Raw genomic sequence first — 15,822 nt, forward strand, 5'->3', positions numbered from 1 at the left:
GGGCTAGGTTGAGGAGCATGCCCACCCCCCAGCGAGGCCCGAACCGGGGCGCGACCTCAGCGGTGATGTGGTTCCGTCGCGACCTGCGGGTGCGCGACAACCCGGCCCTCCTCGCCGCGCTCGAGGAGGGGTCGACGACCGCGCTCTTCGTCGTCGACCCGGCCATCTGGGCCACGGCGGGCCCGGCGCGCAGGGCATGGCTGGCCGCCAACGTGCTCGCGCTCGCCGACCGCATCCCGCTGACCATCCGCCACGGTGACCCCCGCGAGGTCGTGACGCAGGTGGCCGACGGGCGGCGGGTGCACGTCGCCGCCGAGACGACGCCGTACGGCCGGCGCCGCGACACGGCCGTGGCCGAGCAGGTCGAGCTCGTCGCGACCGGGTCGCCGTACGCCGTGGGGCCGGGACTGGTCCGCAACGGCAGCGGCGGGCCCTACCAGGTGTTCAGCGCATTCGCCCGCGCCTGGCGCGAGCACGGCTGGTCCGAGCCCGCCCACACGCCGCGCTCCCCCGACCTCGAGCCGGCCGACTCCGACCAGGCAGCACTGGACCTGATGGAGGAGGCGGTGGCCCGGGCGCCGTTCGAGCTGCCCGGCGCCGGCGAGGACGCCGCCTGGCGACGCTGGAGGTCCTTCCGCGACGACGGCCTGCGCGACTACGGGGACGAGCGCAACCGCCCCGACCACGACGGCACCTCGCGGCTCTCGCCCTACCTCCACCTCGGGGTGCTCCACCCGCGCTCGCTCCTCGCCGAGGTCCCCCACACATCGACGTACGCCACCGAGCTGGCGTGGCGCGACTTCTACGCCGACGTGCTGTGGCACGAGCCGTCCTCGGCGTGGTCGGACCTCAAGCCCGCGCTGGAGGGGATGACGTACGACGACCCCGACGACGCGATCGAGGCGTGGCGCACCGGCACCACCGGCTACCCGATCGTGGACGCCGGGATGCGCCAGCTGATGCACACCGGGTGGATGCACAACCGGGTGCGCATGATCACCGCCTCCTTCCTCACCAAGGACCTGCACGTGTGGTGGCCGGTCGGGGCGCGGCACTTCCTCGACCTGCTGATCGACGGCGACGTGGCCTCCAACAACCACGGGTGGCAATGGGTGGCCGGCACCGGGACCGACGCGTCGCCCTACTTCCGCGTGTTCAACCCCGTGACGCAGGGGCTCAAGTTCGACCCGCAGGGCGACTACGTACGCCGCTGGGTGCCCGAGCTGGAGCACCTGCCGGGCAAGGCGGCCCACGAGCCGTGGAAGTCCGACGTGGGCTACGAGAAGGACTACCCCCTGCGCATCGTCGACCACGCCGACGAGCGCCGAGAGGCGCTCGAGCGCTACCAGGCGGCGCGCGGCTGAGGGCTGCGTCACCTCGCAGCGTCCGTTTATCGGCCGCCCAGCGGGGTACATGAACTTATTTGGTCGAGGGTTGCACTTTCCCGTGATCCTTCCGTTACAGTCGTGCGCGGTCTAGCCGACCCGACCCCCCTGACGACCCGGCAGATTGGTAACTCCTCCATGGGCAACCACCGAGCGGAGCGCGCTCCCCAGCGACGCACCTCGGCAACGCCTGCACCCATGAGCGGCAAGCGACGTGCCTCCACGCCGCCTCGACGCTCCGTGGTCCGGCTCCCGTCCCTGCCCCTCGTCGCCGGTGTCGCCGTGCTGGCGGTCTCCGCCGGCGCTGCCCTCAGCGGGTCCGGCTCGGGCGTCACCACGCTGACCTCGACGGGTTCCGCGGTCGAGGCCACGCAGGCCATCGGCTCGGTCGCCGGCCAGGCGATCTCCCGCCGCGGCGTCGTCGTGAGCCGCGACCACACCCGCGACTCGGGCAACGAGGAGACCGACCCCGAGCTCGTCGCGCTCGCCGAGAAGCAGATGGCCGAGCGGGCCGCCAAGCTCCAGGAGATGCGCAACGCCGCGGAGAAGCAGGCGGCGAAGATCAAGGAGAACAAGTGGGTTCTCCCCCTCGCGCACTACGGCATCACCGCCACCTTCGGCCAGTACGGCCTCTGGGCCAGCTACCACACCGGCCTCGACTTCAACGGTGACTCCGGTGACCCGATCCTGGCGATCGCCAACGGCACCGTCACCGAGACCGGCTACGACGGGGCCTACGGCAACAAGACCGTCGTCACCCTCGATGACGGCACCGAGATCTGGTACTGCCACCAGACCGCGATCTACGTCTCCGTCGGCGACCGCGTCAACGGCGGCGAGAACATCGGCACCGTCGGCGCCACCGGCAACGTCACCGGCTCCCACCTCCACCTCGAGGTGCGCCCCGGCGGCGGCGGCCCGGTCGACCCCTTCCAGGCGTTCGTCGAGCACGGCATCGTCCCCTGACCGACGCGCGGAGCGCGTCGGCAGTCAGGGGAGATCGAGTAGCGCCCGCGACCGAGCTTGCGAGGTCGCGACGGCGCGTATCGAGATCTCGTTGATCAGTGCGGGTAACCACCTGAGTCGCTCGACGCGCGGCTGAGGAACGAAACCGCGGCGAGCGCGACGCCCAGCGGTGCGTCGTACGCCGACATGCGCGCCAGCGGTGCCTGAGCCACATCTCGGCGCCCTGGAACGTGGCTGACTCACCGCCAGGTGCGGCGTACCAGCCTCAGAGCTTCTCGACCGGCGCGTAGCGGAGGAGGAGGCGCTTGACGCCCTCGGAGCCGAAGTCGATGGAGGCCACGGACTTCTCGGCCGCGCCCTCGACGGCGACGACGGTGCCCAGGCCGAAGGAGTCGTGGGCCACCCGGTCGCCCGGGGAGAGGCTTGGGATCTCGCGGGCGGGCTTGGCCTTGGAGGCGGCGTCGGCGCGGAGGGCGGCGGAGCTGAAGTTGCGGCGGCCGGCGTCGGTGGGGACGCCGAGGCGCGTGGAGCCGCCGCTGAGGTCGCTGCGGCCCCAGCGGGTCTGCTCGGCGGCAGTGCGGCGCCAGTCGACGAGGTCGACCGGGAGCTCGTCGAGGAAGCGGCTGGCAGGGTTGTGGCTGGGCGCGCCCCACGCGGAGCGGACGAGGGCCCGGGAGATGTAGAGGCGGCTCTGCGCACGGGTGAGGCCGACGTAGGCGAGGCGGCGCTCCTCCTCGAGCTCGGGCTGGTCGCCGAGCGAGCGCTGGTGGGGGAAGACGCCGTCCTCCAGGCCGGTGAGGAAGACGACCGGGAACTCGAGGCCCTTCGCCGTGTGGAGCGTCATCAACGTGACGACCCCGGTGTCGTCGCCGTCGGGCGAGTCGGGGATCTGGTCGGCGTCGGCGACCAGGGCGACCCGCTCGAGGAAGTCGCCGAGACCGACGGCGACCGTGCCGGCCTCGACCTCCGCCGGGTCGGCGCTCGGCCCCGGTTGCGGGTCCTCGGCGAACTCGCGGGCGACCGCGACGAGCTCGGCGAGGTTCTCCACGCGGGTGCCGTCCTGCGGGTCGTCGCTCGCCTCGAGCTCGGTGAGGTAGCCCGAGCGCTCGAGCACGGACTCGAGGATGACGTCGGGGCGCTCGTCGGCCTCGACCATCGACTGCAGCTCCTGGATGATCGCGACGAACGCCTCGATGTTCTTCAGGCTGCGGGTGGCCAGGCCCGGGGCGTCTGCCGCCCGCGTCAGCGCCTCCCAGAAGGTGATCCGGTCGCGGTCCGCGAGGGCGGCGATGCAGGCCTCGGCCCGCTCGCCGATGCCGCGCTTGGGGGTGTTGAGCACCCGACGCAGTGAGATCTCGTCGGCGGTGTTGACCAGCATCCGGAGGTAGGCCAGCGCGTCGCGGACCTCCTTGCGCTCGTAGAAGCGCACCCCGCCGACGACCTTGTAGGGCTGGCCGGTGCGGATGAACACCTCCTCGAAGACGCGTGACTGGGCGTTGGTGCGGTAGAAGACGGCGACGTCGGCAGGGCGTACGCCGGCGTCGTCGGTGAGCTTGTCGATCTCCTCGCTGACGAACCGGGCCTCGTCGTGCTCGTCGTCGGAGACGTAGCCGACGATCCGCTCGCCCGCCCCTGCGTCGGTCCACAGCCGCTTCGGCTTGCGGCCGCGGTTGTTGCCGATGACCGAGTTCGCGGCGGACAGGATGGTCTGCGTCGAGCGGTAGTTCTGCTCCAGCAGGATCGTGGTGGCGTCGGGGAAGTCCTGCTCGAAGTCCATGATGTTGCGGATGTCGGCGCCCCGGAAGGCGTAGATCGACTGGTCGGCGTCACCGACCACCATCAGCTCGCTCGGCTCGACACGCTCCGCTGCCTCCGCGCCCTGTTCTTCCAGCGCAGTGTCGATCTCGAAGGACTGGCCGCACAGCTGCTGGATCAGGCTGTACTGCGCGTGGTTGGTGTCCTGGTATTCATCGACGAGCACGTGGCGGAACCGGCGGCGGTAGTTCTCCCGCACGTCGGGGAAGGCCTGCAGCAGGTGGACGGTGGTCATGATCAGGTCGTCGAAGTCGAGGGCGTTGGCCTCGCGCAGCCGGCGCTGGTAGTTGCTGAACGCCTTGGCGTAGGCCTCCTCGAAGGAGTTGCGCGCCTCCTTGGCGGCGTCCTCCGCGTCGCGCAGCTCGTTCTTCTGGTCCGAGACCCAGTGGAGCACCGCATTGGGCTGGTACTTCTTCGGGTCGAGCTCGAGGTCGCGCAGCACCAACGTCATCAGCCGCTTGGAGTCGGCCGCGTCGTAGATCGAGAAGTTGGACTTGAAGCCCACCCGGTCGATCTCCTTGCGGAGGATCCGGACGCAGGCGGAGTGGAAGGTCGAGACCCACATGATCCGGGCCCGCTTGCCGACGAGGGCCTCGACGCGCTCCTTCATCTCGGCCGCGGCCTTGTTGGTGAAGGTGATCGCCAGGATCGAGCCCGGGTGCGCCTTGCGCTCGTTGATCAGCCAGGCGATGCGACGCGTCAGGACCCGGGTCTTGCCCGAGCCCGCGCCGGCGACCACGAGCAGCGGGGCACCGGCGTGCGTCACAGCGGCCCGCTGGGGCTCGTTGAGCCCGTCGAGGAGCGGGTGGTCGCGGTGCTCGAAGAGGGCCTGGTCGGCCGGTGCGTCAATGGGGCTCATGTCGCCCCCAGCCTATGCGCCGGGTGCGACAGACCGGTCAGCCCCGGTCAGCCCCGGTGGGGGCCCGGTCGGCGTCGGTCAGGCGTGCACGGGCGACCAGAAGACCGCCACCGCGATGTTGGCGATCGTCAGCGCGAGCAGGCCGAGGTAGAGGCCCTGCGGGATGCTCGGCTTGCGCATGTTGACCATCACGAGCACCAGGATCACCAGGCCGATGGCGAACTTCACGCCGATCTTGGCGTGGTCGGGCGAGCCGAGGTTCTCGAGCACGCCGACGAGCAGCAGGCCGGCGACGAAGGCCGTCCCGGCGCCGTCGCGCATCAGCGGGTTCACGCTCTTCGTGTCGTCGCGCACCTGCACGAGGAGGCCTCCGAGGAGGGCGGCGTAACCGAGGATGTGGACGAAGAGCAGCACCAGCCGCAGGGTCTCCATGCGGACACCCTAACGATCAGGAGCGGCGCTTCCTCGGCTTGGGTGCGGGGCGTACGACGAGCACCGGGCAGGGTGCGTAGTGCTGCACGCGCTGGGCGGTGCTGCCGACGAGGACGCTGTCGCTGAGCCCGCGCCCGCCCGCCGCGACCACGACCAGCCCCGCGTCGTACTGCTTGGCGGCCTTGATGATCTCGTTGGCTGCCGATCCGCTGCGGATGCGCTTGTTGACCTTGGGTCCCCAGCCGTCGAACACGGCCGCGATCGTGTCCACGGCGCTCTGCGCGGCGTCGCGGAACGACCCGTCGAACCCGTCCTCGGACAGGTCGTCGGCGAACGCCACCGAGGCCAGCGGCCGGATCACCGCGACGACGGAGATCTCGGTGACCTTGGTGGGATCGGCGAACGACTTCAGGTGCTTGGCTGCGGCCAGCGACTGGCGGGAGCCGTCCGTGGCGACGATGACGTGCATGTCAGGCCTCCTGGCTGTCGAGGTCGGGGGTCCGCGACCCGGTGCCCTTGCTGCCGAAGAAGTACTCGGCGAGGAACAGGACCAGGCCGACGCCGAGGAGCCCGGCGCACCAGATGAGCGAGTGCGGGTCGTCGTAGATCGTGAAGTAGAGGATCGCGAGGTTGCCCACGAGGCCGACGAACAGCAACGGGGTGTTGGCGCGGAAGAACGGGTTCTCCTCGTCCTGGCCGCGCAGCCTGAGGCACGCCACGATCACGATCGCGTAGATCGCCAGGAGCAGCACCACGGTCACCGTGGCGAGCCGGCCGACCAGGTCGATGCCGCCGCCGGCCTCGGTCACGAGGGTGCCGATCACCAGCAGGGACCCCACCACGGCGCCCGAGAAGATCAGGCCGACCCAGGGGCTGCGGCGGACCGGGTGGATCTTGGCGAAGATCCCGGGCACGACGTCCTCGCGGGCCATGCCGTAGAGCACGCGCGGCTGCGTCACGATCGTCACGAGCGTGGTGTTGGTGATCGCAATCAGTGCGATGACGGAGAAGAGCTTCGTCATGAACTCGGTGGAGAACGGCAGGATCCCCTGCTTGACGACCTCGAGCAGCGCAGCGTCGGAGTTCGCCAACGTCTCGACCGGCACGGTGAGGGCCGCGGCCATCGAGACGAGCACGTAGACCAGGCCGGCCACCACCATGCCGCCGACGAGCGAGCGCGGGAACGACTTGTAGGGGTCGATGGTCTCCTCGGCGACGTTGGCGGTGTTCTCGAAGCCGGTCATCGCGAAGAAGGAGAACGAGATGCCGGCCAGCACGGCGAGGGCCGGGCTGCCGTAGTCGCCGCTGGTGTCGATCTGGGTCAGCACACCGAAGTCCGCGTTGCCCTGGAAGATGTAGACGATGCCGATGACCAGCACGATCAGCAGGCCCGCGACCTCGACGAAGGTCATCAGCATGTTCATCCACACCGACTCGGTGATGCCGATGAAGTTGACGACGACGAGCAGCGCCACGAACACCAGCGACACCAGCAGCGCCGGCGGACCGGACCACAGGGTGTCGAAGTAGGAGGCGAAGCCGACCGCCAGCGATCCCGACGCCGCCATGCTGGCGGCCAGGAACGAGACGGTGACCAGGAACGTCAGCGGCCGGTTGCCGAAGGCCTTGTTGACGTAGAGCGAGGCGCCGGCGGCCTGGGGGTACTTGGTGACCAGCTCGGCGTACGCCGCCCCGGTGATGGCCGCGACGGTGACGCCCAGCGCGAAGGCGATCCAGAACGCGCCTCCGACGGCCGCGGCGACGAGGCCGATGAGGACGTAGATGCCCGACCCCAGCACGTCTCCGAGCGTGTAGAAGAAGAGGAGGCGTCCGGTGATGGAGCGCTTGAGCTCGCCGTCCTCCTCGTCCTGGTGCGGGATGGTGGCGGCGTCAGCCATCGTGCCTCGCTTCCCGAGAGGGGTGGGGATGTGCCCCGACCCCACAGGTTCTGCGCGGCGTTGTCAATCGACGCCCACCCGGACGGGCGCGGTGCGCGCCTCAGAGCAGGCGTCGGTCGGAGGCCCACTTCGTCAGCTCGTGACGACTGGAGAGCTGGAGCTTGCGGAGCACCGACGACATGTGTGTCTCCACGGTCTTGACCGAGATGAACAGCTCCTTCGCGACCTCCTTGTAGGCGTAGCCGCGAGCGATCAGCCGCATCACCTCCCGCTCGCGCTCGGTGAGCCGGTCGAGGTCCTCGTCGACGGCGGCGACGTCGATCGACCCGGCGAAGGCGTCGAGCACGAAGCCGGCCAGCCGCGGCGAGAACACTGCGTCTCCCCCGGAGACGCGGGTGATCGCGTCGACGAGCTCGGGGCCGGTGATGGTCTTGGTGACGTAGCCGCGCGCGCCCCCGCGGATGGTGYCGATGACGTCCTCGGCGGCGTCGGAGACCGACAGGGCGAGGTAGAGCGTGTCGGGCGAGGGCTGGCGCCGCATGACCTCCACCCCTCCCCCGCCGGGCAGGTGCACGTCGAGCAGGACGACATGGGGCTGCTGCTCGCGCACGACCGCGATGGCCGCATCGGCGTCGGCCGCCTCGCCCACGACCTCGACCACACCCGCTCCGCTGGCGGCGAGCTCGGCGCGGACCCCCGCGCGGAACATCGCGTGGTCGTCGACCAGGACGACCCGCACGGGACGCTCGGGGATGGCCTGGGTCATGGGGTCTCCTCGTGGTGGGACTCGTGGTGGGACTCGTGGTGGGGCTCGGGGTGGGGCTCGTGGCGTGACTCGGGGTGGCCGGTGCGCGGCATGTGGAGGCGGACCTCGGTGCCCTCGCCGGGAGCCGAGCGTACGTCCGCGCTGCCGCCGTGGCGCGCCATCCGGTCGACGATGCTGTTGCGGACGCCGTGGCGGTCGCCGGCGACGCCACCCAGGTCGAAGCCGGCGCCGCGGTCGCGGACGAACACGTCGACCGCTCCCCCGGTGGTCTCGGCGTAGACGTCGGCGCGTTGCGTGCCGGCGTGCTTGGCGACGTTGACGACGGCCTCGCGCGCGGCGAGGACGAGGGGGCGCAACGACTCGTCGAGGTCGCAGTCGCCGACGGTGACGACGTCGACGACCACCGGGTGCTGCGACTCGACGTCGGCCGCCATCTCCTTCAGCGCTCCCGCGAGGGTCGTCGCGTCGGGGGTGTCGGCCTCGAACAGCCACTGGCGCAGGTCACGCTCCTGGGACCGCGCGAGGCGGGCGACGGTGGTGGAGTCGTGGGCGTTCTTCTGGATCAGCGCCAGCGTCTGCAGCACCGAGTCGTGCAGGTGCGCGGCCATGTCGGCGCGCTCCTGGGTGCGCACGCGCTCGGCCCGCTCGGCGCCGAGGTCGTTGACGAGGCGCAGGGCCCACGGGCCGACGACGATGGCGAGCCCGAGCAGCCCCAGCAGGCCCGCGACCAGCACCGGCACGGCGAAGGTGGCCTGGCCGGCGGCGACGGCGAAGACGATGAGGGCGGTGACGATCAGCCCGAGCCCGGCGGCGATCCGGGCGTAGGCGGCCCACCCGCCGCTGCCGAAGATCGCGCGGAACGGGTCGATGCGCCCGGAGGAGTCCATCCAGCGCTCACGCTGGGCCTCGTCGGCCTGGCGCCACAGCAACCCGATGCCCGCGACCGCGAGGACGACCGGCCAGAAGAGCACCCCCTGGCCGAAGATCCCCTCGACGCCGAGGACCACGCCGAAGAACAGGGCCCCCAGGGCGATCGCCGGTCCGGCGTCACGCAGGCGCGATCGCCGACCGGGGCGCTTGCCGGTGCGGGTCGCGCTCTCGAGGCCGGGGGCGCCGACCTCGAAGTGCTGGTCGGCGGGAAGGAATACCCACAGGCCGGCGTAGAGCATCAGCCCGAAGCCGCCGAGGAAGGCGGTTGCCACGAAGAAGCCGCGCACCCACAGCACCGGCACCGAGAGGTGCCGGGCGAGACCGGCCGCGACGCCGCCGGCGATCGGCGCCGAGATGTCGCGGTAGGCGCGACGCGGCGCGCCCGGGCGCGGCGGGCGGGCAGCCGCGGGGGCGGCCGGGTGTGCGGGGGGCGTGGGGTGGCTCATCGTGCCTCCATCGTCTCAGGCGCGCAGGCCCCCGACCATGAGGACTGACCCCGAGCCGACCCTGACCCGGACCCCGGTCGACCCGGCCCGGATCAGGGCTGTCCCCGATGGTGCGGGGCGTCCCGGCCGAGGAGAGTTGGGGCATGGACAACGCCAGCCCCTCCACCGAGCAGCCCGGTCCGGGCACCCCGCCCCCGTCGGGCCCGCGGGTCACCCGCGACGAGATGAAGGACCTCGGCCGCCTGCGCCGCAGCGTCACCGACCGGCACGTGGCCGGCGTCGCCGGCGGCATCGCCCGCCACCTCGACGTCGACCCGATCATCATCCGCGTCGCCCTCGTGGTCGCGACGTTCTTCGGTGGGGCCGGCCTGCTCCTCTACGTCGCCGCCTGGATCCTGGTGCCCGAGGAGGGCACCGCGGACGAGCCGCTCGGCCTCGACCAGCGCAGCCGCACGATCGCCCTCGCCGGCGTCGGCGTGCTCGCCCTGCTCGCCGCGCTCGGCGACTGGGCCGGAGCCTTCTGGTTCCCCTGGCCGCTGGCGATCGGCGTCGGGCTCGTCGTGTGGTTCCTCCACCGCAAGCAGCAGCGGAGGCCCGCCCCGGCCAACGGCGCCGCGCCGCCGGCGTACGGCGACCAGCTCGTGCCGGACCCCGCCTCGGGCGACACCGCGGACTACACGACCGAATACGCCACGACGTACGACCCCGCCTACGCACCCGGGACCGGCTACCCCCCGGCAGCGCCGTGGGGCTCCTACGAGCAGCCGCGGCGACCGCGCAACCCGCGCAAGCGCGGCCCGATCCTGTTCTGGTTCACGCTCGCGCTGATCGCGCTGGCCGAGGGCGTCCTCGGCGTGGTCGACCTGGCCGGGGTGGACGTCACGGACAGCGCCTACCCCGCCCTCGCGCTCGGCATCACCGCCGTGGTGCTGGTCATCGGCTCCTTCTGGGGCCGCGCCGGYGGACTGATCCTCCTGGGGTTCATCGCCGCGTTCGGCACGGCCGCGGCGACCATCGGCAGCAACGTCGGGGAGCAGGACCGCTACTACGCGCCGACCAGCGCTGGTGAGGTCCGCCAGGCCTACGAGTTCGGCGGCGGTCGCTTCACCCTCGACCTGTCGGACGTCTCCGACGTCGAGGGGCTCGACGGCCGCGACCTCACGATCGACGGGGTCGGCGGCCGCGTCGAGGTGGTCGTCCCCGACGGGATGGACGTCGACGTCCACACCCAGGTCGTCGGCGGCCAGAGCCAGGTCTTCGACCAGAGCAGCGACGGCTTCGACATCACCCAGGACGGGTTCGTCGACGGCGGCGACGACGTCCCGGACATGTCCATCACCATCGACCTGGTCGGCGGCGAGATCGTCGTCCGCGAAGCGGCCTGAGGAGCACTGCCATGACTGACAACGAGAACGACTACTCCGACCTCTACGGCTACGACACCAGCTATCAGACGACGTACGACGAGCCGATGACCGGCCCGCTCGACGCACCGGACAAGCCGTCCGGACTGCACCCGGTCAACATCGGGCAGCTCGTGATGGGCGTCGCGTTCGCCGGCATGGTCCTGGTGTGGGCGCTCGTCCAGGGCGACGTCGTCGACACCTCCGAGCTCCGCTGGTTGCTGCCGATCCCGTGGCTGGCGGCCGGTGCCGCCGGACTGGCGGCCACGGTCTGGCCGGGCCGCCGGTCAACCTGACCCGACGGTCATCGGCGGCATCGGGGTCCCCGCGGCGTTGTTCTGGAGGAGCGCAGCGGGGGAAGAAGAAGGTCGTGGGGTGATTTAGTCGAGGGAGCAGGCCGGCAGCGCGAACCACCGGAGGTCGTCGAAGTCGGCCCCCAGGTGGGCGGTGTCGGACCAGTCGGGTGGAGACGCGGCGGCCATGATCGCGCGGCCCTCGTCGAGGTGCTCCCTGAGCACCGAGACGGGGGCCGTCGTCGTGTGCCGGGGGTAGGTCATCGAGCCGTCGGCGGCGTAGGTGACGTCGCTGAGGCGCAGCGGCGGCTCGACCGGGCCGGTGCGGTGGTGCCACAGGCCGGTGAGCGGGTCGAAGCGGTAGTCGCCGAGCAGCCGCCAGCCCTCGCGCGCCACGAGGCGTACGGCCTCCACGACGTAGGTGAAGACCTCCTCGTCGACGAAGTAGTTGAAGTTGACCCGCACCCAGCCGGGCTTGATGCCCTCGCAGCCGCCCCTGATCTGGGCCTCGAAGCGGAGGCTGTGGTCGAGGTCGATGTCGAGCAGCCGGTGGCCGTAGGGGCCGGCGCACGAGCAGCCGCCGCGGGTCTGGATGCCGAAGAGGTCGTTGAGGAGCGCGACGACGAAGTTGTGGTGGAGGTAGGTCCCGTCGGGCGCCTTGACGACGAAGGAGACGATCGAGAGCCGCTGGGAGTCGAGGTTGCCGAGGATCTGGATGCCGGGCTCGGCGACCCACGTCTCGACCGCGCGGCGCAGCAGCTCCTCCTCGTGGGCCTGGATCGTCTCCACGCCGACGGCCTGCTTGAGCTGGAAGACCAGCCCCGCGCGGATCGACTCCACGATCGCCGGGGTGCCGCCCTCCTCGCGGTGGGCCGGGTCCTCGAGGTAGCGGTGCTCGGTCGGGTTGACGTACATCACCGTCCCGCCGCCCGGCACGACCGGCACCCGGTTGGCGAGCAGCTCGCGGCGCACGACCAGGACGCCCGGGGTGCCCGGGCCGCCGATGAACTTGTGGGGGCTGAGGAAGATCGCGTCCTTGCGCGAGCTGCCGGGGCCGTACATCTCGATGTCGACGTAGGGCGCGCACGCGGCGAAGTCCCAGAAGCTGAGGGCCCCGTGCTCGTGGAGCAGGTCGGCGACGCCCTCGGTGTCGGTGACGATGCCGGTGACGTTGGAGGCCGCGGAGAACGAGCCGATCTTGAGCGGGCGGTCGGCGTGGCGCTCCAGCTCCTCGCGGAGGTGGTCGAGCGAGACCCGGCCGTCGGCGTCCTCGTGGATGGTGACGACGTCGGCGATGGTCTCGCGCCAGCTCACCTCGTTGGAGTGGTGCTCGAAGGGTCCGATGAAGACGACCGGGCGCTGGTCGGCGGGGATCGCGTCGCTCAGGTGGTGGCGGTCCTCGAGCGTGCAGGGGATGCGGAGGCCGAGGATGCCGATCATCTTGTCGATCGCCGCGGTGCTGCCGGAGCCGCAGAAGATGACGACAGTCTCGTCGTCGCCGCCCACCGCGTCGCGGATGATCCGTCGCGCGTCCTCGCGCAGGCGGGTCGTCTGCAGCCCGGTGCCGCTCGCCTCGGTGTGGGTGTTGGCGTAGGCCGGGAGCACCTCGTGGCGGATGAAGTCCTCGACGAAGGTCAGGCTCCGCCCCGACGCGGTGTAGTCGGCGTAGGTGACGCGACGCGGACCGTAGGGACCCTCCATCACCTGGTCGTCGCCGATCACCGATGCTCGGATGCGCTCGAGGAGGGCGGTCGAGGTCGCGGTCGGGGCGGCACCGGCGTACGTCACGGGGTGAGCGTACGCCGATGCGAGGCTCTGCCTGTCACCGCTGAGAGGTGGTCTTGTCCATCACCGCGGCGACCACGTCCGGGTTGTCGCTGAAGATCCCGTCGACGCCCGCGTCGAGGAACGCTCGCGCCTCCGCGGCCAGGTCGCCGGGCGCGTTCGGGTCGGTGCCGAGGCGGAAGTTGGTGGCCATGAACTGGTTCTCGCGGCGCAGGGTCCACACGTGCACGACGAGGCCGGCGGTGTGCGCGTCAGGCACCACCGACGACGGCGCACCGGTCCGGCCGGCGGCGTCGCGCGGGAGCACCAGGTTCTTCGCGGCGCCCAGCCCGTCGGCGTACGTCGCGATCGCGGCGAGGCCCGCCGGCGTCACCATCGAGGCGTACGTCGTGCCCGGCAGGTCCGCGGGCCCGCCGGAGGCGTCGACGAGCTGGGCGAGCGGCACGTCGACCATGGCGTCGAGCTGGCGGAGGTTGCCCACCTCGAAGGACTGGATGATGACCGGGTCGTCGGCGTCGGCCCAGTGGCGCTTGCGCAGCGCCGCGACGAGCGGCTCCTCCAGCGAGAGGCCGATGGAGTCGAAGTAGGTCGGGTGCTTGGTCTCGGGGTAGATGCCGACGCCCTCGCGGCGGGCGAGCTTGATCACCTCGTCGAGGGTCGGGATCCGCTCCTCGCCGTCGTACGCCGTGTTGTCGGGACGCACCTGCGGGAGCCGCTCCTTCGCGCGCAGGGTGCGCAGCTCCTTGTAGGTGAAGTCCTCGGTGAACCAGCCGGTCACCGGGCGGCCGTCGATGGCCTTGGTGGTGCGGCGGCCGGCGAACTCGGGGTGGTCCGCCACGTCGGTGGTGCCGCCGATCTCGTTCTCGTGGCGGGCGACGAGCACGCCGTCCCTGGTGGAGACGAGGTCGGGCTCGATGTAGTCGGCGCCCTGCTCGATGGCGAGCTCGTAGGCGGCGAGCGTGTGCTCGGGCCGGTAGCCCGAGGCGCCACGGTGGCCGACGAGCACGGGCTCGACGAGCGAGGGCCCGGCGGCCTCGGCCGGCGCCGCGGTGGCGTTCGCGGCGGACGAGGTCAGGGCAGGGGCGAGGGTGGAGATGGTTGCGGTGGCGAGTGCCAGCCCGAGGCCGGCGCGTGTCCGAGAGGTCATGCCCGCGAGCCAATCGGGCTGGGGCGGCGGGCCGCGGACGACGTGGTGAACGCCGCGTGAACCCTCAGCCGACGGCGGTCGCCGCCTCGCGCACCACCGACAGCGCCTCCTCGGGGTGGTCGGTGATCACCCCGTCGACGCCGGCGGCGAGGAGCGCCCGCACCTCCCCCGCCATGTCGCCGAGCGCGTCGGGGGCGGTCCCGCGGCGCAGGTTGGTGGGCAGGAAGCGGTTCTCCGCGCGGACGGTCCAGGCATGGACGGTGAGGCCGCGGCGATGGGCGTCGCGGACGAGGGACGACGGCGCGCCGATCGCTCCACGCGCGTCCCGGGGCAGCACGAGGGACCTGTGCGCGCCGAGCCCGTCGGCGTACTCGTCGATGCGGTCGAGCTCGTCGGGGGTCACGGCGTGCCCGCGGTCCAGCAGCTGCACGACGGGCAGCCGGGTCCGCTCGGCCAGCCGTCGGAGGACGGGCGCCTCGAAGGACATCAGCGTCACCCGCGCCCACGGGTGGTCGAGCCCCTGGCGGGCGAGCTCGCGCAGCAGCGGCACGTCCAGCGGGAGGCCGGCCGCCTCGTGGTGGGCGGCGTGCTTGAGCTCGAGCGCCACCCCCACCGGGCGGCCCCGCCGGACCGACTCTGCGCCGACCATCGCCAGCACCTCGGTGAGGGTCGGCACGCCCTCCGCACCGTCGTACGCCGCGTTGCCCGGCCGGCTGCCGGGCATCCGCTCACGCGCGGCGAGGGTCTTGAGCTCGGCGAGCGCGAGGTCCTGGACGAACCAGCCGTGCTCCTCCGCCCCGTCCACGACCAGCGTGCGGCGCAGGTGGGCGAGCCCGGGACGGTCGGCGACGTCGGTCGTCGCGCTGAGCTCGAGGTCGTGGCGCGCCACGAGCACCCCGTCGCGCGTGGCGACGAGGTCGAGCTCGATGTCGTCGACGCCCATCCGGATGGCGGTCCGGTAGGCGTCGAGGGTGTGCTCGGGACGGTGCCCGCTGGCGCCGCGGTGCGCAACCACGGCGGGGGTGGGGACCAACGACGAGGTCCTGTGCACCGCCTCGCGGGTCACCGTCATGGCACCACGCTGCCCGAGCACGGGGACCGGACGGTGGTGCCTCGATGACGTGAGGGTGAATGCCGCATGATGACCGCGTGACGCTCCCGAGCCTCCCCTCCCTGACGTCCCTGCCCGCCACCGAGCACCCCGACCTCGTCGCCGCTCCCGTCGCCGCCGCGCTCGCCGCGTGGCCCGGGGCTGCCGAGGTGGCCGTGGTCGGGATCGACCCCGACCTCGCCGACACCGCGGCGATGAGCGAGGCGTACGACATCCCGATGACGGCGGGTGGCAACTGCGTCGTGGTGGCGGGCGCACGGGCCGGCGACGAGCGGATCGCCGCGTGCGTGGTGCGCGCGGACACACGGGCCGACGTCAACACGCTGGTCCGCAAGATCCTCGACGTGCGCAAGGCGTCCTTCCTCTCGATGGAACGCGCCGTCGCCGAGACCGGCATGGAGTACGGCGGCATCACCCCGCTCGGGCTCCCCGACGGGTGGCGCGTGCTGGTGCACGACGCGCTGCTCGACGAGCCCGTCGTCGTGATCGGCAGCGGCGTACGTCGCTCCAAGCTGCTGGTGCCCGGACGGGTGCTGGCGGACCTGCCGGGCGCCGAGGTGGTCCCCGACCTGGGTCGCTGACCACC

14 protein-coding genes are annotated in these 15,822 nt (G+C 71.9%); 5 read left to right on the forward strand and 9 right to left on the reverse strand.

Going from position 1 to position 15,822, the window contains the following annotated elements:
- The first annotated feature begins 17 nt into the window (after positions 1 to 17).
- Entirely contained in the window at positions 18 to 1,364 is a 1,347-nt protein-coding gene (locus AC1DP1_RS09510; protein ID WP_477506656.1) for a cryptochrome/photolyase family protein, read from the forward strand.
- Positions 1,365 to 1,583: 219 nt separating this feature from the next.
- Positions 1,584 to 2,351 carry a M23 family metallopeptidase gene (locus tag AC1DP1_RS09515; protein ID WP_477506657.1) on the forward strand — a complete coding sequence of 256 codons (768 nt, stop codon included), beginning with the start codon at positions 1,584 to 1,586 and terminating at the stop codon, positions 2,349 to 2,351.
- 265 nt (positions 2,352 to 2,616) lie between these two features.
- Here the strand turns inward: AC1DP1_RS09515 and pcrA are convergent, their stop codons facing one another.
- The 6 genes from pcrA to AC1DP1_RS09545 all read right to left on the reverse strand — a co-directional run bounded on the left by pcrA (position 2,617) and on the right by AC1DP1_RS09545 (position 9,497).
- On the reverse strand, positions 2,617 to 5,025 hold the full coding sequence (gene pcrA, locus AC1DP1_RS09520) for a DNA helicase PcrA (RefSeq protein WP_477506658.1): 2,409 nt from the start codon (positions 5,023 to 5,025) through the stop codon (positions 2,617 to 2,619).
- Positions 5,026 to 5,103: 78 nt separating this feature from the next.
- The gene (locus tag AC1DP1_RS09525) at positions 5,104 to 5,457 is read right to left on the reverse strand and encodes a hypothetical protein (protein WP_477506659.1); all 354 of its coding nucleotides are present in this window, start codon (positions 5,455 to 5,457) and stop codon (positions 5,104 to 5,106) included.
- A 16-nt stretch (positions 5,458 to 5,473) separates the two neighbouring features.
- A complete protein-coding gene (locus tag AC1DP1_RS09530) occupies positions 5,474 to 5,926 on the reverse strand; it encodes a universal stress protein (protein ID WP_457185944.1) in 453 nt (150 codons plus the stop codon).
- A 1-nt stretch (position 5,927) separates the two neighbouring features.
- Positions 5,928 to 7,355 (reverse strand): APC family permease, encoded by a 1,428-nt coding sequence (locus tag AC1DP1_RS09535; RefSeq protein WP_457185942.1) that lies wholly within the window; start codon positions 7,353 to 7,355, stop codon positions 5,928 to 5,930.
- A 100-nt stretch (positions 7,356 to 7,455) separates the two neighbouring features.
- Positions 7,456 to 8,121: a LuxR C-terminal-related transcriptional regulator gene (locus AC1DP1_RS09540; protein WP_477506660.1), complete on the reverse strand. Its 666-nt coding sequence runs from the start codon at positions 8,119 to 8,121 to the stop codon at positions 7,456 to 7,458.
- Positions 8,118 to 9,497 (reverse strand): PspC domain-containing protein, encoded by a 1,380-nt coding sequence (locus AC1DP1_RS09545; RefSeq protein ID WP_477506661.1) that lies wholly within the window; start codon positions 9,495 to 9,497, stop codon positions 8,118 to 8,120. The genes AC1DP1_RS09540 and AC1DP1_RS09545 overlap by 4 nt, the downstream gene beginning before the upstream one ends.
- 143 nt (positions 9,498 to 9,640) lie before the next feature.
- Between AC1DP1_RS09545 and AC1DP1_RS09550 the strand changes: the two genes are divergently transcribed.
- Both AC1DP1_RS09550 and AC1DP1_RS09555 read left to right on the forward strand, forming a co-directional pair.
- The gene (locus AC1DP1_RS09550; protein ID WP_477506662.1) at positions 9,641 to 10,882 is read left to right on the forward strand and encodes a PspC domain-containing protein; all 1,242 of its coding nucleotides are present in this window, start codon (positions 9,641 to 9,643) and stop codon (positions 10,880 to 10,882) included.
- Positions 10,883 to 10,893: 11 nt separating this feature from the next.
- Entirely contained in the window at positions 10,894 to 11,196 is a 303-nt protein-coding gene (locus AC1DP1_RS09555; RefSeq protein ID WP_477506663.1) for a hypothetical protein, read from the forward strand.
- An 84-nt stretch (positions 11,197 to 11,280) separates the two neighbouring features.
- On the opposite strand, the gene AC1DP1_RS09560 is transcribed toward AC1DP1_RS09555, so the two are convergent.
- The 3 genes from AC1DP1_RS09560 to AC1DP1_RS09570 all read right to left on the reverse strand — a co-directional run bounded on the left by AC1DP1_RS09560 (position 11,281) and on the right by AC1DP1_RS09570 (position 15,197).
- Positions 11,281 to 12,981, reverse strand: coding sequence for an aminotransferase class V-fold PLP-dependent enzyme (locus AC1DP1_RS09560; protein WP_457189185.1), 1,701 nt, complete (start codon positions 12,979 to 12,981; stop codon positions 11,281 to 11,283).
- A gap of 34 nt (positions 12,982 to 13,015) precedes the next feature.
- Entirely contained in the window at positions 13,016 to 14,125 is a 1,110-nt protein-coding gene (locus AC1DP1_RS09565; protein WP_477506664.1) for a glycerophosphodiester phosphodiesterase, read from the reverse strand.
- A 64-nt stretch (positions 14,126 to 14,189) separates the two neighbouring features.
- Complete coding sequence (locus AC1DP1_RS09570) at positions 14,190 to 15,197, reverse strand: glycerophosphodiester phosphodiesterase family protein (RefSeq protein WP_477506665.1); 1,008 nt, start codon at positions 15,195 to 15,197, stop codon at positions 14,190 to 14,192.
- 77 nt (positions 15,198 to 15,274) lie between these two features.
- On the opposite strand from AC1DP1_RS09570, the gene AC1DP1_RS09575 reads away from it, so the two are divergent.
- Complete coding sequence (locus AC1DP1_RS09575) at positions 15,275 to 15,817, forward strand: YbaK/EbsC family protein (protein WP_457189179.1); 543 nt, start codon at positions 15,275 to 15,277, stop codon at positions 15,815 to 15,817.
- Positions 15,818 to 15,822: the final 5 nt, after the last annotated feature.

This window comes from Nocardioides sp. P4_G10 (assembly GCF_056401175.1).